Source organism: Streptomyces sp. NPDC054887 (assembly GCF_053610585.1).
The window spans coordinates 1-18,664 of record NZ_JBSGYQ010000095.1; the positions used below are offsets into that span (position 1 = coordinate 1).

An 18,664-nucleotide genomic window follows, 5' to 3' on the forward strand; every position below is an offset into this window, starting at 1 on the left:
CCATGGGGCTTGCTTGAGCCGGATGCGGGGAAAGCTCGCACGTCCGGTTCTGAGGGGGCCGGGGATCAGCAATGGTCTCCGGCTACCCGACCACACCCGAACATCTCACTCGTCGGGCTTGGGCGGGGTATCAGTACTCGAGGTCGAGGTAGTCGATGTCGGTGATGTCGACGGTGAGGCTTTGGGCGCGGCGGCCGTTGTCCTTGAAGTACTGCTCGTGCAGTCCCAGCGCGACGATGTTCTTGAGGTCCTCTCTGACGAAGCTGCGTGATACCCAGCACGCCGGCCGGGCGGTGCCGGGGTTCGACCTGGCGGTGATGGACGAGGCGCACCGGATCGCGGGTCAGGCGGAGAAGAACCCGGCAGCTCGCCGAGGTCACCGGCGCGAACTGGTCACGGCCAATGGACTGCCGATAGGACACCTGGAGCAGCGCAGCACACGCTTCTACCAAACTTCCGGGGCGGCGGCGTCGATCATCTGGGCGCCGAGTGCCGCTGCGCCGCTGGAGGGGTGTCGATGAGCGGCGCTTTCGAAAGCCACCCAACTATCGCAACTATGATAGTTGGGTTAGGGTGAGGGGATGGAGCCGAAGACGTACACGACGATCGACCTCCGCAGGCAGATGGGCGAGATCCTCGACCGGACCCGGATCGCAGGCGAGCCGGCCGCCATCACGCGCAAGGGCAAAACCCTCGCCTACCTCGTGCCTGCCGAATGGTTCGAGCAGTACATGGCACAGCACCCGACAGCCTCCGGCGCCGACCAGGACGCGGCCTGACCAGGCCGGACAACAGGCAGACCAGGAGCCCTCTCGTCATGACAGCGCAGCCGATCCACTTCGACGGCCCCGGCGGTGACCGGCCCCGCCCGGTGCCACCCATGCCCGAACGCACCCCGCAGGCCCTGCGCCTGGCCATCCAGGAACACGCCCCGCATCTGCTGCCCGACTTCAAGGCGCACTGGCGCCGCGCGATCGCTGACACCTTCAATCTCACCCCGGTACCAGCCTTCATGCGCCTGTGGTGGACTCAGTACGCCATCGCCCGCGATCCCAACCTGGAAGGACACCTGCGCGACCTCGAAGCCCGAGCTGTGAAGTCCGAGGACGCCCAGGAGTCCGCCGCCCTCCTGGCCGAGTACAGCCGGCTGCGCCACCAGGCATCCGCCGTGGAGCCCGGCCGGTGAGCGATGAGCTCCCACGCCCTCCCTGGAAGATGGACTGGACGGCAGAGGCCCTCCATGACTTCGAGAGCATGCCCGAGGACGGGAAGCAGCTGTTCCTGGCGGCCCGGGCCGAGCTGATCACAGCATCGGATCCGTACTACCGGGGCATCGACGCCGACGCGTCCCTGCCGCACTGGCTCACCGTCCGCCCACTGGCCTCGACCAGTCCGGATCTGATCGGCCGCGCAGTCGCCCAGGCGACGCCATGGGCGCAGCCGCCCGAGCAGATAGCCGGATGTAGTCGAGCTGCTCGCGCCGTTCCGGCGGCATCGCCCCGGTCCAAGATGCTCTCCTGCACAGGTGCGGCGTCCTCGACCGCCGAGGTGCTTCACGCCCGGTACGCGGCCCGGTTGCCCGCCTCGCTGGACCAGCTCGCCGGACCGAAGCTCGGCGTGGTGGAGCTGCCGTTGCACGTCGCCTGGTCCGGACTGCACGCCTACGACCTGGAGCGCTCACGCCTACGCATGGGCCTGTACCGCACGTCCTGGCCGAAGGGCAGCACGAGGACATCGTGACCCTGCTCAACCGCGACCTCCTCCTGGCCCAGTGGCCCGTCCTGCGCACCCTGGTCAGCTGGCGCTTGCGGCAGGTCTGGGAGGAAGCCTTCCCCGAGCTGCCGACCGCGGGATCAGGCGCCGCGTGACACTGAGCGACCTGCACCGCCGGCTCCTGGCCGCCGTCATCGACATCGGCTCCCCTTTCCCTTTCGTCCTTACCGGCGAGTACGCGTCCAGGCCCACAGTCTCGTCGAGCGCCTGAGCCAGGACCTCGTCGTCGCCACCGACAACCCGGCTCCAATAGTGCAGATCATCGTCAGCTAGGAACAGGGCCTGGTCTCGCAGGGCTGGCAGGTGCGTGTAATTGCGGTAGACGCACTGTCGGCCCGCCTGATCGCTGCGGACCCGGACACCGGCGAAGAGGTGCAAAGTCTGCGCCGTGAGGTCTTGTGAACGTGTCCGCGCCCTATTGCGTGGACACGGGTGCTGCGGTCAAGTACTCGGCGATCTTCGCGTCCAGTACATCGGCTGCTTGGCGATGGGGTGAGTCGGGGGTGAGGCCGAGGGTCGCCAGGACGTCGCACTCCACCTGGAGATAGGGCAGCGTCTCTGCGGTTACTTCGGGGAAGCGGGCCGCTGTGGGGTACTGCATCCTCTGAGCGCTACCTCGCACGGCGTCCACGACGGAACCCAGGTAGTTGTCAAGATGACCCACCACGGCCCGCGTGTTGACCGAGTCTCCTTGCTCGAGAAGCCTTTGGCGAACCCCGGGGCGAAAATCGAAGGTGACGGTTGCCCACTCCGGTGCATGTGGTGAGCCCCCACGGACCATGCGCAGAAGGCCGCTGGTCAAAACCGCTGACAGGTCCCGGGGGCTGGCCCACGGCAGCATCTCCGCTGCGATCATCTGCATGATGTGCCGGTTGAGCGGTGCAGCTGCAAGGGCGACAGCCAAGCGGAACGACGTGTCGCTGGCAGCTGTACGGAACTCAGCCACAAGACTGCTGGGGTCGCTGAGACTGTCCAGGGAGGGCGCGGGGTGCGGTACAACAGGCTTTTGGGCCAACTCGGTTGGTAGCAGAGCCACTTGTTGACGTGCCCACTGGGTGTTGAAGACCATAAGCTGCACCCACTGCTCAAGCCAGCCCTTCCGCAGCTCCAGTACGGGAATGGTCAGGTCCACCACCTCCTCGCCGACACCATCTGACAAAAGGTCTGCCATGGGGGCGGGGGGCTGAGAGAGGAGGCGGCTGTTCGGGCAGCCGGCGAAGCCGGCCCGCAGTTTGCGCGGCTGGGTACGTATGGCGGACAGTTTCCAGCTCTGGTACGGCAGAACGTGAAGAACGGCCACGGGACGGAGCGCGGCCCACTTCGTCAAACACTCCCAGAGCTGTGGGCGCCGCCAGGTCGTGCCTACACCGTCAGTAATGACGAAGATCATTTTGCGTCGCTGCGGTTTGTCGGCAGTGCTCAAGCCCAGGGCGTCGACCATCGCCAGATCGACCGGGCTGCCGGCGGCAGACGGTTCGATCTTCAGGACATGGACATCACGGAACAACGGTAGTTCGTACGCACACGCGGCGAACCTGTTCACCGTGGGATACCAGGCCGACATGGACGGACCGGTATCAACGACAAGGACCAATTCCCACACGGGAGGAGTGACCGGCTGAGTCCGCGGTACAGGCTCGGTCGGAGGGACATAGACATCGCGCGCTGCGGGCGACGGAGCCGCGTGCGGGCTGAGCCGGCTGAGTTCCGAGAGCGCGTTGGCGCAGGCATCAGCGTAATCCAGTGGCAGAGCCGGCCACTTGTCCGGTGCGACATCGAATACTGGAGCAAGGCCGGTCAGCCCCACAGAGATCTCGGCAGGCGCGGCCGTGACGTGCCATGACCTGGGTTGCGGATTGTTCACGGGGCCGGAACCTCGTCGGGGGCGATGAGGCGGTTCAGGACAGGAAGCGGCCTGTCGGGGTCATCCCACAGCAGCGTCACCTCTGACACACCCGCTTCGTCCCTCGCCCGAAGATCCTCCACGCGGCGCGGCAGATCCCTCAGTGGACCACGCCGGATCACCTCGTGCGCCAGACGGCGGAAGGTTTCGGAACAGTCCTGACGGTGCCACAACACAGCGGGCTCACCGGACTGAATGGCCTCCTCCAGCTCCCGCCGCCCCTGTGGCGCGGTCGGAGGGCTGCTGAGTACCAACGGCTCCCGGTCCGCGTCCCGCATCACAGGTGCTGAGAGGGGCTCCACCGCCGGGGCACCATCATCCCCCAGGCCCGCACTCATAAGGCTTGTCCACCGCTCACGCAGGGACGCGTCCCAGTGCGGCCACTTCAGCCGATCCAAGCTGCGTACCAGCACACGGTACTGACCGGGGGAGTTCTGCGATGCGGGCATGCACCAGTCTCTGACAGGCTCGTTCACCAGCTCCATGGGCAGCCAAAACTCGACAGTCAGATGGGAACGCGCACTGCGCGGGGCCAGGGTGTGCCGTAGTTTGCCCGCAACGGCTGTGGCGATGTCCTTCACGTGCAGGCGGGTGTCCTCGTCTCTCAATGCAGGCCACTTCAGGGATCCTCCGTCGTGGTGCCACACGCGGAGAATGTAGACGTCGCTCTCCAACCCGTCCGGCAAGAACACGAACATCGCTCTGGGCTCGCCATCACGTGCCGAGGGCAGCGCGGAGGCAGCCTTGCGCCGGCAGTCGGCCAAGGCTCCTTCCAGGTTCCATTCAGAGGCGCGGGCCTGAGTCCAGGCCTGGAGGCCTGGACGCTGCGCTTCGTCTGCGGCAGCCAGGTACTCGAGGAAGGACATGAAGGGTGGAAGACCACTGCGTGGCGCATTCCGTCGCATGAGATGCAGCAGGATCTGCCACGCGTCGGTGCACCGCGCGGGCAGTGGCGCCGGCAACGGTTGCATGGAGGCCGTCGCGATGGAGTGCACGTCGTCGGCGGAGGTGCCCCGCAGCAGCTCCTGCAGCTTCTGCAGCTCTTGTTGTGGGACCTTCGAACTGGCCAGCCACAGGTCGCAAAGCGTTCGAAGTCGTTGCGAAACGGCGGTGTCACCTTCCATCAGTTCCACTGCTTCAGCGAGAGCGTCCGTTGCCTCGACGGCCGTGCATCGCTCGACGAGATGCATGAACAGTTCCCGGTCAGCCCCCCCTGGGGCGTAGGGGTAGGTGATCGGCGTTCGTAACCTTCTTTCCAAAAGCGTAGCGAGCATCTGCTTGGCTACGACACTGGAGAGAAACTGCGCCTTCGCTAGCTCGTCCACGATGGCTCGCTGGACGATCAGCGTCGACCTGTCTGTGGTCGCCGCTGCGTTATCCGACGGCTCACGGTACTCAATTCGTGCCACGGCTCTTCCCCCCTGAGAAGGTGCTGTTCTCCGTGCCGGCGGCGTGCCTTCCTGCCCATGACTGTCCCGGAAGCAACGCCCCCGCGCCTAGGGACATTTCCGCTGAACTCCCAAACCAGATCCCGGCAACTTGACGGTTTTCAACTGCACCATCGCCCTCTCGGGCGACAATGAGTGCATGGGGGATGCCAGTGCACTCGCTGCTTGGGCTGCGGCCGCGACCAGCGTCGCGACCTTGGTTGTAACGACGGTCGTCGGAGGCCGCCGCGACCACCGGCGATGGGCCCGGGAGGCCCTCGCCGACGCGTTCGTCCAATTCCTCGAAGCCAGCTGGCGCCACTCCGACGCCCTTCGTGCTCTGCCGCCGGAGACGCCGGCAGACCCGGACCTGGCGCGAAGCGACTACGCCGAGATGCGCAGCCAGCTCACGCGACTGCGCCTCCTGGCTTCGGACAGCGTGCTGGGTGCCGGTGAGGCCTTGCTCCGACGCCAAAGGGAACTCGAGCGAGCTGACCCGTCCCACCGCCAGGAGGCCCTGGCCCGCGTGTCCGCAGGACGACGCCAGCTGGTCGACTGTGCCAAACGAGACATGGGACTTCCCAAGTAGCCCACAGTGATCACACTTGAACATACCGCCTCAGAGTGTTCTGGGTGTTGTCCCGGATTTCCGTCAACACAGCTCGAGTGGACGCCGGGAGCTTGGTATCCCGCAGACGTCGGGTGATCCAAGTAGCGATGTCCAGGTGCAGCTTTTCACCCGCGCCGGTGGATGGCCGCGGTATCCAGTGGCTTACGACGTTGCGCGCCGCCTGTTCAAGAATTGGGTCCTGCATCCACAGCAGCGTCGAGAACAGCGGGCGCCAATTCTTCCCGTAGGCCAGAGACACGCAGTGTGCGCGCTGCACGCTCCTGTGGTACTCGTGTGCCCCGCTGAAAACCGGTGACAATGAGGTAGGACCGTCATCAGCCTCTGGCCTGCCCCCCTCATCCAGCTGTCGGGCGATGAACCCGAGATAGCCGACAGCTGCGATGGCATGGGCAGCAAGGGAGACTTCGATGCGCCCGTGCACACCGTGCGAATGAGTGATGACCTCTCGCAGGTTGTACTCGCTCGTTGCTACCTTCTGGACGAAGTCCAAGACGTCGAGGTCGTACAGGCCCGCGCTTGCCGCCAGGAGCACGTACTCGTGGGCCTCGACTCCGTCAGGGCTTGTGGGTTTGAGGTCCTTCAGCACCTTGCGCATGTCTTCGCTCAGGGCGACCGGTTGGCACCGAGGGGCATCCAGCAGCACGTCAACACTGCCCAACAAGGAGCGAAGGGTGTCCTTGTCGAGACGCTTCTCCTCTAAGAACCGGCCGGTCTCGGCGCGCATCGGCAGTATGCGCCGCCAGGCGGTGCACCAAGGCCAGTGCACCGCCTGTTCCTCAAGGCCATGCGTGACCAGCGCTTGGTGCACCCGAACGGCCAGCTGAAGCCCTTCGGATTCGTCCAAAGCCCTGGCCGCAGAGACAAGACTGGCCAAAGGCTCCACCATGTCCGGTGCAAGGGTGCTGAGATAGGGCTCGATCAAAGAGCTGAGGTCGGCCACGTCCGATGGCTGCAGGCAGTGAACGAACGCCGCTACGAGGGCCAGACGCTCGGCGGAGGGCGGCTGAGCGAGCTTGCGCAGCAGTGGCGCTTCGACAATCTCGCCGGCCGCCAGGAGCCGGTGCGCGGCGATGATCGCCGTCCAGACCTCCCCCGCAGAGGCCAGCTGCTCTCTCCAGATGTCCGGTGATCCCGCATTGAGGAGGGCTGCTGCCACGAGGTCCGGGTCGGGGGACTGTTGCAGGATGTCGGCCGCCGTACTGAGCATCCGGGGCCACTCCGAGCTTTCTGCCAGTCCCGCCCTGAAGCGATACCGCAGCAAGATACTCACGTCCCCCTGCGTGGCGCAGTATCCGAGGAGCGCCATGCGCTCCTCGTTGAGCTCTTTTGCCTGCGCCGTCGCTGCAGTCTGCGCGAGCTGGACATCGATCTCAGTCATGCGGTCTTTGCACGCCGCCGCATATACCCCTCTGAGCGTCTGATCAGGCAGCACCCCCAGGTCTTCCAGTGCCTCCCATGCCTCGTGGACGACCGGCCAGGGGCGGGCGGGAACGACGTGTGACCAGGCGTAGCCCGTCAGTTCGTGCAATCCGACCGTTCGCACACTTCTCAAAGCCCTTACAACGACCGGCGCCGGCTTTCGCGTACCTGTCTCGAGCAGTTGCTGCAGCACGCTCCGGAGCGCGGCCATAGCCCCGGGCACAAACCATTGACTCATCATCACCAGGCCGTCCAATGCTGCAAGGACGGCCTCCTCCTGGCCACCGCTGCAGGCCACCTCGGCGAGCACGTCCATGGCTTCGCGGTCACCGTACTTGGCAAGGGCGTAGGCAGACTGCTGCCACGCGGGCCTGCCGCTACTCGGGCTTTGCAGCACTTCGCGCTGGGCTGCGAGAAAGGCACGGCGGTTCTCCGCAAAGCTGGCTGCCCGGGTCTCAGGGATCGCCTGCAACAGCAGCGCTCCGTACCAAGGGCTGGCATCCACTGCTATCTCGAGTACAGCGGAGACGGTCTGCGACGCGGTGTCCGGGTCGGCCACCAGGAGAACTGCCGCATCGCGCCAGCTGAACGCGAGAATGCGTTCTCTGACTCCAGCCAGGTCGCCCCTGGCGTCCTCCGCCAGTGCGGCGGCCGCACAGTAGGCGTGAACGAGCGGATTGCAGAAAGAGATCCGTGACTCCTCGGCGACGAGGGCAGTCGTGTCCACCAAGGCGATGAGCGTCTCGTTTGCACGAGGCTCCTGCTCCTCCTGAAGCTCGGCCAGTGCCGTCGCACGCTCCAAGAAGCTCCCGTTGCCCATTTTGCGCACCAGCGCCTTGAGCAAGCCCATCGGATTCTGCGTCGAGTCGTGGGGTGGACGGAACGATCCCAACAGATGCGAGACGTAGTCGTGCACCAAGGCGCCTGGGTTGACCGGCACCACACCGTGTTCCTGGTAGTGCCTGACCAGCATGGACAAGAAGAGAGGCTTGCCTGCAAGGTCACGAAGAGCAACCGCCTCGGGATCTTTGAACAGGCGGTGTTCCAGCGTCGTGCCGCTGCGGGGAGCACCGCTGTGTGCCAGCTCCTCACGGATGTAGTTGCGAGCCTGCCGTTCTCTGACCTTATGAATGGCGATGGCCGGCCACCCGAAAAGCTCCGGCTGGTAGTCCAACGTCCGCTGGCACACGACGACTCGCAGGTCCGGCTCCAGATCGCGGACCTTCTTTAGCCACGCAGCCACCGTACGCAACTGATCGCGGTCCACCTTGTGGAGCTTGTCCACCGTCAGGTGGACCACACCCATCTTGAGCAATCCCTGCATGCGGGCTTCCGTCAGTTGCTCCCCAGGCGCCAGTTCGCTGAGGATGCATGCGGGCGTGGGCTGCGGAGTTCGGCTCAGGATCTTACTCAGCCTTTGGGCTGTTGCAGCCAAGGGAAGCCCAGCCGGGGCAGCCATCTCCGGCACTGTGCACGCCTGAAGCAAGCAGGACCGAAACTCACGCGTTACAGCGGTCTTGCCCGATCCAAAGTCTGCGATTACCACGACCGCTGCGTGCTGCTGCAGCAACGCCAGACAGCTTTCCGGTGCCAACGCGAGCGCACCCTCGCCCTGCTGGACGTAGGGCTCGCCTGGGGCCAGGACACGTCCGGACAGATCAATGTAGCTGCACATCCCGTACTGTGATGGCTTTTCCTTCTTGTCCTCCTCGCATTGGTCCTGTAACTCCTTGACGATAGGAGACAAGGGGCCGGCGAGCATGCGCAGGGAAATTTCAGAGGCGTCCTCGCGCGAGGCTTCACCTGCGACGGACGCCTCAAGAAGAAGATCGACATCAGCCCATGTGTACCTGTCCTCCGACGACAGGAAGATGTCCCTGACGGCCTGCGCATGCCGAGAACTGCACCGGGCCAAGATCTCCTGCGAACCGCCGCGCAGGGCCTCCGAAGCAACACCGGCAACGGCTACCGACGCTTTGACCTGCGCAGAGGACTGGTCGGAGGCGGACCACTTCAAAGTTCGGCAGGCCGCGAGCGTCAGTTCCTGAAAGTAGTGCTCCGGTCCGCTCTGGCCCACAGACCTCCGCGCGACACGGAGGGCCGCCCGCCGCACTTCCCACATCAGCGCGAGGCAGTTACCAACATGCGCGTTGTCCGGGCCGTACGTAGCGAGGAATCGGGAAGCAGCGTCGCTTATCCGCTCCTCGCTCCATGTCTCCGAACACTCGGTGAGCAGAGCAAGGAGACGTTCCACATCGAGAAGCTCTGCCCACGACAGCAGAGGCCCAGCGCAGTCGCGGAGAAGGCACACTTCCAGCCAAGCCAGGTCTGCCAGCGTGCGCCCACTCTCTTCGTATGACGCGTAGTCGATGAGGTGCGGTGCGGAGTCACAGAAAATGATGTTGCGAGGGTTCAGGTCACCGTGCACGGCCGACTGGGTGCGCGGAGTTGGAGACGCGTCGAAGATGCTCGAAAGGGACCGCACAGGATGGTCCACCTGAACTCCGTCCCGCTGAAGGGTGTCTTCCTCCTCTACGAAGTCCGAGCCGGGGCTGTTCAAGTGGACGCCGACCAGCGTCGACCAACGCTCGGAGCGCTGTACTTTCACGAGTCCGAAGATGTCGGTCTCTGGGATCTTGGCCTTGCGGCCGGGGGTAGCACTCGCGCGGAATCTCGCGCGGGCCTGCGAGAGAGCCAAGCCAGCACTGTCCCGTGCTTCACCTTCGAAGTGCACCCGGATCGTTGCACTGCCGTAGGTTCCGGTCATCTGCAGCTCATCGAAAGACCAGTTGTCGAACCAGAACCTCACCCGAGCCCCTGGACTCAGCCTTCCTGGCCTCTTTGACGGCCTTGTTGACTCCCGGAGGATATCCTTGTAGTACGTTTCACTCTCTTCGAGATCTGCTTTGCTGGGGCGTGCCCATCGCAGAACGAGTGAACCGTCCTCCTTGCACTCCACTCCGTCAACCGTCAATTCGAGATCAAAACCCAGGTGTTTGTTCTCGTCTTTGAAACTTATATCCTCCGCAGACCGGTCTGCGCCATTATGTAGAGCACCCTGGAGTTGTGTCATGAGTCGTTCCACCGTCGACACGGCGGTAGGAAGATCCGTTGTGCCGGCAATGGCAGAAGAGACCACATTCTCTAAGGACTGAATGCGTGCGTCGGCGTTAGCGCCCTTGTCCTTTACGTGCTGGTACACCACAACTCGATCAGTGAACCCTCCCTCCCTTCTGTCGAGCACGGACGAGCTCACCGCTACGATTGGGACGTACAGGCTGAACCGTTCAGCGCGTTCTCGCACAATTTCATGGAACGCATCCCACTCGCGCACAGCTTCGTGATGAGGCATCAGCTTGGCTACCTGCAAGGAGGTGTCCCTGGCTTTCACCTCAATCAGGAGGACTTGTGAGCCGCTACGGCCGCCCTGTAGTTGCTCCAGGACCGTGACGGAAGATGTGCCCGGATACCAGTGCCCATCTTCCTTCTTCTTTCCCGCGCTGGAAGGAACATTCGAGAGGGCCTGAACAATGGCGTTTCTGGTGTCGCCGTCGTCAATGCCGCATGGATCAGCAAAGCCGATATACGGAGTCATGCTTCCCCCTAGGGTCGGCCGCGCGCTGGCCAGCACGTCAGACGCCCGCTTTGCGTTGTGAGTGACGCTGCGGTGACAGAGGGCGAAGTCTAGCGGTCGCCTGCCGGAGCGGGAAGCCGTTCGAGGGAGTTGCGCCCCGCCTCAGCCTGCGTGGTTCGCAGAGGCACCACCCGGGCGACAATAGCCATACGATCAGCATCACTTCGTGCCGTCAGGTGTCGAACGTATGGAGCACCACCTGATGTTCCGCCATGTCACTTCCCGGCGAGACTGCCTGTGCATCTCTCGAGTCCGTCGTATGCGCGAGGATGCGGTAGCCCTCGTTCGTCGCGCATACTGCCGAGGAAGAACAGATGCGGTAGGGGCAAGCGGAAAATCGTTCCCTCAAAGGGATAGTCGCCGGCTCCTACTGAGCCCTCAGGACGTGACCCGTGGCAGGCCCCGAGCTCCCAAGCACGTGGACAACGCCGCACAAAGACGCTCAGTGCGGAGGTCGTTCGATCGACGCCGCGTGCGGCGCGGGCCGCGGCGTTGGTCGGGTTAGAGGTCGTTTCTTATGGCTGTCAGAGCGGCATGAGAGCCTCCGGTCATGAGCTACGACCTTGCTGTCTGGGAAGGCGAGAAGCCGGCGGATGACAAGACTGCCGGTCGGGTCTTCAGTGGCCTGTACGACCGCTACATCGACGGCGAGGTAGAAGAGCCTCCGTCCGAACGCATAGCGGCGTACGTCGCCGTGCTGCTTGAGCGGTGGTGCGATCTCGCCGAGGACGACGAGGACACTTCACCCTGGTCGACCGGGCCGTTGATAGGCGAGGCCAGTGGTCCGCTGATCTACTTCCCCATGCGGTGGAGCATGGCCGAGGAGGCGTCGGCCTATGCGGCGGCCGTCGCGGAGTCCATGGGGCTGGTCTGCTTCGACGTGCAGCAGGACCGGCTCAGGCCATGAGCAGGGTGTTCAGGCGGCGGTAGCTGATCAAGGTCGCTGCTATGCCGACGAAGGCGAGGAAGTGCTCGGCCTTGCGTTCATAACGTCGGTGGAGCCTGCGGCAGCCTGCCAGCCATGACACGGTTCTCTCCACGACCCAGCGGTGCTGGCCCAGCCGTTGTGAGGACTCGATGCCCTTGCGGGCGATGCGGTGGCGGATGCCGCGCTTACGGAGCCATCGGCGCAGGTGGTCGTAGTCGTAGCCCTTGTCGGCGTGCAGTTTCGCCGGACGACGGCGCCGAGGCCCGCGGCGGGACCGGATCGGCGGGATCCCCCGGACAAGCGGCTGCAGGCCCAGGCTGTCGTGCATGTTCGCGCCGGAGATGCCCAGGGACAGCGGCAGTCCGTTCCGGTCGCAGATCAGGTGGATCTTCGATCCCAACTTGCCGCGGTCGGTCGGATTCGGTCCCGTCAAAGGCCCCCTTTTGTCGCCCGCAGACTGACCGAGTCGATCGCACACCGCGACCAGTCCAGCTCGCCCCGCGCTCCGAGTTCGTCGAGGATCACGCGGTGGAGCCGGGCCCAGACCCGGTCCCGGCTCCACTGGGCGAACCGCCGGTAGACCGTCTGCCAGCTCGGCCCGAACACCGGCGGGAGCTGGCGCCAGGTGCAGCCCGACGTCGCCACGAAGATGATCGCGGCCAGGGCCTCGCGGTCACCCGCCCGGCGCCGGCCGCCGCCTTGCGGACGTATCACCACCGTCGGCGGCACCACCCGCCGGAACAACACCCACAACTCCTCCGGCACCAACCGCTCAACCAGATCCGTCATGCACGGACCAACGAACCATCACGCCATAAGAAACGACGTCTTAGTTGCTGGCGAGTCTTCGGGCCGGCTCAACTGGCGGAGTGGCAGGCGCCCCGATCAAGTCGTCTTATTCTCGCGTGCTAGATCGATGACCAGGAAGTCTGCCGCTGTTGTGGACGAGTTGAGAGGCCAGAAGCCCTGGCAGGTCCGGTTTCGTACGTCACAGGCAGTCGTCACACGGCAGGTCCCGGCACCTCTTCGCAGGTTCGCCGGCGCGGGATGCCGATGGTCGGTCCCTCGAAGCTGCTCTCCACGAACTGGACTCCGTCCGAAGTCATGCTCGGCCGCCTGCCGGTCAGCGAGGCTCACGGCCTGGTGGTGACGGAACCGCCGGGGGTTGTCGCTCAGGCGTTTCACGTGCGGCGGAGCGGGAGTGGCGTTCTTTCCTCGGCGGAAGACCCCAAGTTGGGGTAGCAGACAGTTGTGAGACGAATGCGGAGAGTGCGAGGATCGTTTTCTTTGTAGTCGGCCTTAAGGGCAGCGCAGATGACTGACGATCTTGCGACGTCGAACCTCGAGAAGATCAACAACCTCATGACCACGGTTGGAGCCGAAGGCTGCGATCAGTCCATCGCCGAGCAGGTTGACAGGGCGAGGGCGGCCCAGGCTTCCGGAGACACGAGGGAGGCCATCGCGATCTCGTCGAAGGTGGTGCAGCGCCTGGGGAACATGGAAAGGGGCTGCGTCTAACACTCGGCCGGGGCCGGTCTATTGCTGGCTGCGGGTTGGCTGCGTGGCGACGTTGGTGTGGCCGCTCGGCCAGGTGGCGCGCTAGACGAGTCATTCCGAATGATCAGAGGTCGTAGGCGATCGTGTCACCCAGGCTGGTCGCCGCTCCTATGGGTGGTAGAGCTCTTGGGCGCGGGCGGAGTCGATGGGTCGGTCCTGGGGCAGGTGTAGGAAGTGGTCCAGCTGCCACGCCTGCGCGGTGTCGGCTTGGCGGTTGGTGGTGGTCACCCAGGGCGGGTAGACGCGGAAGGCTCGTTTCCCGCCGGAGCCGTCTGCTGATGCGACACCGTGTTGGCAGAGCGCGTCCATGGGAAAGACGAACTGGCCGAAGCGATGATGGTCGCGGGTGCTGACGACGAAGAGGTCGACGGGGTCGGTGGCGTCGAAAGGCTGGATGGGCCCGCCCGGGGACCTCTTCCATACGGTGACGAACTGACCGGCCTTCGCCGGGGTCGTCTTGGCTGCGCGGAATCGGATGGCGAGTCCGTCAAGGGTGAAGGCGTGGGCGGCGTATGCGGCACTCTCGGTTTCTGGGGCCGGCTGCGAGCAGGTGAACCCGCAGGGGTCGTAGACGAGCGCTTTCGCCGCGAGGAGATCTCTGTGGGCCGGGGTGGTGTCCGACCACGGTTTGAATCCGGTGGAGTGGAGATCGGATGAGTTTCCGCGGTTCGTCGCCATTCGTTCACCCTGTCACGAATGCTGGAACGGTAGCCAACCGAACTGGGGTGTAGCTCTCGTTGAGACATTCGAGATCGTCGTGTGACGAACAACCTGGACGCCCTGCTGACCGCACTGTACGTGAAGATCGACGGCGAGATTGGGAGCAGCACCCGTGCGCCGTCTGTGCCGTGCGAATGCTGCGCTGTACCCGGAGTAGTCCCCAGCAGAAGAGCAGCAGGGGCGTCTTGCCCTCACCACCAGGAGCATGAGGACGCCACGGGTGGAGCAGCACGATGGTGCCGCACCAGCTGATGGCGGGTGTCGGCAACCAGTGCCTGGCGGGAGCGGCCTTGCAGTCCAAGTATGTAAACAACCTTGGGTGACGGTGAAGACCAGGAACTGGTGCGTGGTCGGATCCATGACGACCGGGCTTCGGTCGTGCGCTGGGTGCGCTGGGCGGTTGCTTGGCGCAGGTCCACGGAGGCCGTACGCGGGGCTCAACGGGCAGATCGGCCGGGAAGGACTCGGCTGCCGACCATGAGGTCAGCTCGATGTTGAAGCTGCTGTGCGCATCGGGAGCTGGCGGGTCATACGGGAGGGGGTGTGCGCAGCGCGATCATGGCGACGTCGTCATCGTTGTCGTTGGGGCGGACCTGGTCCAGCAGCACGTCGCAGAACGAATCGAGGGGGCGGTGGGCGAGGGAGGCAGCGTGTCGGCGCAACCGGTCAAGCCCTTGATCGATCGAGTGGTGCGGGCATTCGACCAGTCCGTCGGTGTAGAGCAGGAGCGTGGCCTGGGGTGGCAGGACGGCGACGGCGTCGGGGCGAGGTTTGGTGACTCCGGTTCCGAGGAGTATGCCGTGTGCCTCGTCGAGGTAGCGGGCTTGACCGTCGTGGGTGATGAGCAAGGGGCGGCGGGTGGCCGGCGTTCGTCCAGCGTAGGCGCCAAAGTGTGTCGTCGCCGAGGGTGAGCCTGGCGAGGATCATGGTGGCCATGGGTACCTCGGCAATGTGCATCACGGCCTCGTCGAGCCGTGTGACGACGGCGCTGGGGGCGGCCTCGGGGTGGGACCACGCGAAGGCGCGCAGCATGTTGCGGACCTGCGCCATGCCGGCTGCGGCGTCGATGTCGTGTCCGACGACGTCGCCGATGGCCAGTGCGTGGGCGTGGGCGGCCAGAGCGAAGGCGTCGTACCAGTCACCGCCCACAGATGAGGCGTCCGGAGCGGGTACGTAGCGCGCGGTCATCTCGAGTCCCGGCAGGACGGGTAGCTGGGGCAGCAGGTGGCGTTGCATGGTCTCGGCGACTTTGCGCTGGCGCTGGTACAGGCGTGCGTTGTCCAGCGCCAGGCCCGCCCGGCGGGTGAGGTCCTCCAGCAGCGGCAGGTCGGCAGGGGTGAAGGCGTCCTGACGCTGGGCGCGGCCCAGGGTCAGGGCGCCGAGTACGTCGCGCAGTCCGCGGATGGGCGCGATGGCGGCGGAGTGCATACCGGTCGCGGTGAACAGGCGCTGCTGCTCGACGGCTATGCCGGAGTCGGGCGGGCCTTGGTAGGTCGCGGGGCCGGCGAGGGAGGAGGCGGCGCCGCGTAGGGCCCGTGACAGGGGCATCGGTGACTCTGCCGGTACCGGAGGCATCGGGCCTTGCAGGTCGTCCCGCTCGAGGAGAATGCCGTCCTTGTGCTCCATCACGAGTACGCGTCGTACTTCGTCGCGTTCGGTGAGGAGGTCGAAGACTGCCCAGTCTGCGAGCCGGGGCACGGTGAGGGCCGCCAGTCGGTGTAGTGCCTCGTCCGCGTCCAGGGTGGATGTGAGCTGTGTGGTGGTCTCCGCCAGCAGGGACAGGCGGTCCAGTTCTGTCAGCGGCGTGGAGTGCCCGCCGTCGCTGTGGTGCGAGAGCTTGGGCTCGTACAGCATCGCCAGCGCACCTGTCCCGCTCGGATCGGCTGTGTAGGGCGTGACCAGCCAGGACAACTGGACGAGAGTGCCGTCTCCGCGGGCGAACCACTCGGCGTCGCCATGTCTGGTGTCGCCCGTGAGGAGTGCCTTCCTTATCTGGCAGCGGGTGCGCGGCAGCGTGTGCCCGTATCTGTCCCGGTGCAGCAGGTCGTGGAAGTCCTGGCCGACGAGTTCTGAGGCTTTTCTGCTGAGCAGGCTTTGGGCTGCGCTGTTGACGGCGACGATGAGGCCGTCGTCATCGACCGCGATGGCGGATGCCCGCAGGCTTTCCAGTGTTCCGTTGAGCAGGGCGCCTGAACGCGCCTGGTGCCCGGACAGGGGCGCACTTTCCCTGCCGGGAGTGGCGACGTCGTCCATGTCCCTCCTCTGTTCAAGCCCCAATGAGGTCGTGTACCCCTACCGGATTCCGGCATGCATGAAGCGCGTCTTTCCTGATGCGGCTGCTCTGGCACATGCTGGTGGACTGTCGAGTACGGGAGGGCACGAGCCGGTCAGGCAGACGGACAAGACAGTGATGGGGGACCTCTAGCCAGGCTCCTATGAAGTCACAGAAGCCCGGCCGGCCACGCGCCAGACGGCACCGCCCGGCCGGCCGACAGTTCTCATCAAGGACAGCTTGAGCGTCAGTCGTTTGGAGAGTCAGACCGTCGGACGGTGCCGTCACCCATCCTCACTGTCGTTTGTCGATGAGCTCAGAAGGCGCCCTGTTGGCGGCCGGGCCGATGGTTCTCGAGTGCGGGAGGCACCAGCTGAGAATGATGTTGCTAGGGTCCACACAAGACTTGGGCGCTCAACGCATGGGAGGTGGTCAGGCGATGACCCCAGAGGAACAGGATCTGATCATGGGCCTGGCGGTCGCACCGTGCTCGCCCCCGACGCGCACGCTCGACGAGGTGCTCGCCCACTTCGGCGAGTCCGACGGTGGGGCCCTGGCGCTCCGGCTGCTCCGGGACGCCATGGAGCGCCAGGATGCCGACGACGTCGAGATGGCGTTGATCGTCAAGGGCGCCGCCGGCGCCTCGGACGAGGAGTTCCTGGAGCCGTTGACCGAGCTGTTCCCTGCCGACTGGCACAGGGAGTACGAGGACATCGTGTCCAGCTTGGGCAAGCTCCGCTCGCCCAAGACGGTGCCGACGCTGGTTACGGCGACTCGTTGGGTTCCCGAGTACCTGGACTGGGACGAGAACCGGGCCCTCGCGGTGAAGGCGATCTGGGCTCTCGGCGCCATTCCCTGCCCGGAGGCCCGGGAAGCCCTCGAGGGCTTGCGCGACGACGAGAACGAGATCATCCGTGAGAACGCGGTGAAGCAGCTCGCACGCCGCGGCGAGCTCTGACCACAGAGTCCTGGCCGTTCGCCCGGACGCCCGGCCGCGTTTCCTCGGCCAGTCGGTCCGTCCGCCGGGCCGTGAGTGACTCCCACAACTCATCGACATTGGGCAAGGAACCGGCCCACGCGGTGACTCCCCAAGCCGTCGACAGACGACTTCCGTTCTCGGGTTCAGGCTCAGGTTCTGTGGTCCGTGACTGTGGGTCACCAGCTAGACCTCGAAGAGGGCTTCCTCTTGCGGCGGGATCGGATCTCCCACCGACGCTCACGCCGCCGCTCGGCGTGAGCGTCTCACACGCAGCCCATTCCAGCCCGTTGACCTGCAACCTTCACTTGGAACGAGCTCAGTGGGCTACTCGACGGTCTCGAAGCCGAGCCCGTATCCCTGGGCGCCCATCTTGAGCCGCAGGGTCGCGTAACCGGGCTCGCCCTTGTTGGCGAACTTGCTCCAGTACTGGCAGGTGTAGCCCGTGTCCTTGCTGAGGGGGACTGCCTTCGCGGCGGGCATCGTCTCGCACGCCAGCTTGCTGGCGTCGGTGCGACCCGACTCAGAACCGTATTGCTCGTTCATCGAGTCGTAGACCGTCTTCGCCACCAGCAGCCCCATTTTGGGCGTGGTTTCGAAGAAGATGAGGGAGCTGCCCTCCTCGGCCGATTCGCTGATCTTCACCTCGTAGGGAACTTCGACCCCCTCGTACGTGGCTACACACTGACTGACCGCGCCGGCCTTCTCGTCCACGCCGTCGGGGCACTTGGCGCTGGTCTCGCCGGGTACCCGGGCGGAGCGGAGTACGGCCTGGCGCAGGTTGTACTTCACCTTCTCGACGAAGGGTGCATCCATCGCGGGGAGCGGGGTGATCTTGAGCTTCTCGCCCGCCTCGCGCTGGGGGATGACGTCTTTCTGGGGGCCGTCGACGACGACGGGAAGAGCCTTCTGTGTGGTGTCACCGGCGCTGTCCTCGGCATCGGAGGAGCCGCAACCAGCGGTGAGTAGACCGGCCACGATCAGGCCGACAATAATCTTTGAACTTTGCATAAAGTGAGGGTAAAGGCTCCCACTGACAGCGCGTGCGCGGGGCCTGCGCGACGGCGGCGTCCGGAGGTAGGAACGCAGGGGATTGCTACCTCCATTGCTGCGCTTTTGTCATGGAATCCGGTTCGACCACCCTCCGCAGCCCGCTCTGCTGACATCACGGCGACTTCAGGTCCGATGAGAAGAGGAACTTCCAGCCGGAGCAGGACTCGGCCTCGAACTCTCGGGCGCGGAACGGCGGCCGGACATTCTAGGACGATCGAGCGAGAGCTATGGCGAAGATCAACAGTCACGGAGCGTGGATGCACCACAGAAGTTGCGCTAGTGTCCTGAGTCAGAGATTCGTCGGCAGTATGTTGCGACTCTGTCGAGGATTTCGTCTGCGGTTTTGGTCCATACGAAGGGCCTTGGCTGGT

Annotated in this window: 14 protein-coding genes and 2 pseudogenes; 9 read left to right on the forward strand and 7 right to left on the reverse strand. The window is 65.0% G+C overall.

Annotation, left to right across the window (positions count from 1 at the left end):
* From ACWGH0_RS32280 to ACWGH0_RS32300, 5 genes and pseudogenes are all read left to right on the forward strand, one after another.
* Window positions 1-271 (forward strand): hypothetical protein (locus tag ACWGH0_RS32280; protein ID WP_453407830.1); only part of this gene is annotated, 271 nt, incomplete at its 5' end.
* On the forward strand, window positions 243-521 hold the full coding sequence (locus ACWGH0_RS32285; protein ID WP_453407831.1) for a hypothetical protein: 279 nt from the start codon (window positions 243-245) through the stop codon (window positions 519-521). The genes ACWGH0_RS32280 and ACWGH0_RS32285, both read left to right, overlap by 29 nt.
* 60 nt (window positions 522-581) lie before the next feature.
* A complete protein-coding gene (locus ACWGH0_RS32290) occupies window positions 582-779 on the forward strand; it encodes a type II toxin-antitoxin system prevent-host-death family antitoxin (protein WP_453407832.1) in 198 nt (65 codons plus the stop codon).
* A gap of 38 nt (window positions 780-817) precedes the next feature.
* Entirely contained in the window at window positions 818-1,186 is a 369-nt protein-coding gene (locus ACWGH0_RS32295) for a hypothetical protein (RefSeq protein ID WP_453407833.1), read from the forward strand.
* A gap of 323 nt (window positions 1,187-1,509) precedes the next feature.
* Window positions 1,510-1,868, forward strand: a pseudogene (locus ACWGH0_RS32300) (hypothetical protein).
* Between the two features lie 320 nt (window positions 1,869-2,188).
* On the opposite strand, the gene ACWGH0_RS32305 reads toward ACWGH0_RS32300, so the two are convergent.
* Window positions 2,189-3,637, reverse strand: a complete 1,449-nt coding sequence (locus tag ACWGH0_RS32305) for an SAV_2336 N-terminal domain-related protein (RefSeq protein ID WP_453407834.1) — start codon at window positions 3,635-3,637, stop codon at window positions 2,189-2,191.
* Entirely contained in the window at window positions 3,634-5,085 is a 1,452-nt protein-coding gene (locus tag ACWGH0_RS32310) for a VMAP-C domain-containing protein (protein ID WP_453407835.1), read from the reverse strand. The genes ACWGH0_RS32305 and ACWGH0_RS32310 overlap by 4 nt, the downstream gene beginning before the upstream one ends.
* Window positions 5,086-5,215: 130 nt before the next feature.
* Here ACWGH0_RS32310 and ACWGH0_RS32315 point away from each other — a divergent pair, with 130 nt between their 5' ends.
* Window positions 5,216-5,692 carry a hypothetical protein gene (locus ACWGH0_RS32315; protein WP_453407836.1) on the forward strand — a complete coding sequence of 159 codons (477 nt, stop codon included), beginning with the start codon at window positions 5,216-5,218 and terminating at the stop codon, window positions 5,690-5,692.
* Window positions 5,693-5,702: 10 nt separating this feature from the next.
* Here ACWGH0_RS32315 and ACWGH0_RS32320 read toward each other — a convergent pair whose 3' ends face one another.
* Window positions 5,703-10,748 carry a hypothetical protein gene (locus ACWGH0_RS32320; protein WP_453407837.1) on the reverse strand — a complete coding sequence of 1,682 codons (5,046 nt, stop codon included), beginning with the start codon at window positions 10,746-10,748 and terminating at the stop codon, window positions 5,703-5,705.
* A 589-nt stretch (window positions 10,749-11,337) separates the two neighbouring features.
* On the opposite strand from ACWGH0_RS32320, the gene ACWGH0_RS32325 reads away from it, so the two are divergent.
* Window positions 11,338-11,694 carry a hypothetical protein gene (locus ACWGH0_RS32325; protein ID WP_453407838.1) on the forward strand — a complete coding sequence of 119 codons (357 nt, stop codon included), beginning with the start codon at window positions 11,338-11,340 and terminating at the stop codon, window positions 11,692-11,694.
* Here the strand turns inward: ACWGH0_RS32325 and ACWGH0_RS32330 are convergent.
* Window positions 11,684-12,504 (reverse strand): IS5 family transposase gene (locus ACWGH0_RS32330; RefSeq protein WP_453407839.1). Its coding sequence is split into 2 segments (ribosomal slippage): window positions 11,684-12,162 and window positions 12,162-12,504, totalling 822 coding nucleotides; the frame shifts between segments, so codons are not numbered across the junction. The two genes, ACWGH0_RS32325 and ACWGH0_RS32330, sit on opposite strands and share 11 nt — an antisense overlap.
* Window positions 12,505-13,029: 525 nt before the next feature.
* On the opposite strand from ACWGH0_RS32330, the gene ACWGH0_RS32335 reads away from it, so the two are divergent.
* Window positions 13,030-13,233, forward strand: a complete 204-nt coding sequence (locus ACWGH0_RS32335; protein WP_453407840.1) for a hypothetical protein — start codon at window positions 13,030-13,032, stop codon at window positions 13,231-13,233.
* 147 nt (window positions 13,234-13,380) lie between these two features.
* Here the strand turns inward: ACWGH0_RS32335 and ACWGH0_RS32340 are convergent, their stop codons facing one another.
* On the reverse strand, window positions 13,381-13,950 hold the full coding sequence (locus ACWGH0_RS32340) for a MepB family protein (protein WP_453407841.1): 570 nt from the start codon (window positions 13,948-13,950) through the stop codon (window positions 13,381-13,383).
* A 569-nt stretch (window positions 13,951-14,519) separates the two neighbouring features.
* Window positions 14,520-16,245: pseudogene (locus ACWGH0_RS32345) on the reverse strand (SpoIIE family protein phosphatase).
* Window positions 16,246-16,703: 458 nt separating this feature from the next.
* Here ACWGH0_RS32345 and ACWGH0_RS32350 point away from each other — a divergent pair.
* Complete coding sequence (locus tag ACWGH0_RS32350; protein WP_453407842.1) at window positions 16,704-17,222, forward strand: HEAT repeat domain-containing protein; 519 nt, start codon at window positions 16,704-16,706, stop codon at window positions 17,220-17,222.
* A 345-nt stretch (window positions 17,223-17,567) separates the two neighbouring features.
* Here the strand turns inward: ACWGH0_RS32350 and ACWGH0_RS32355 are convergent, their stop codons facing one another.
* Window positions 17,568-18,251 (reverse strand): hypothetical protein, encoded by a 684-nt coding sequence (locus tag ACWGH0_RS32355; protein ID WP_453407843.1) that lies wholly within the window; start codon window positions 18,249-18,251, stop codon window positions 17,568-17,570.
* Window positions 18,252-18,664: the final 413 nt, after the last annotated feature.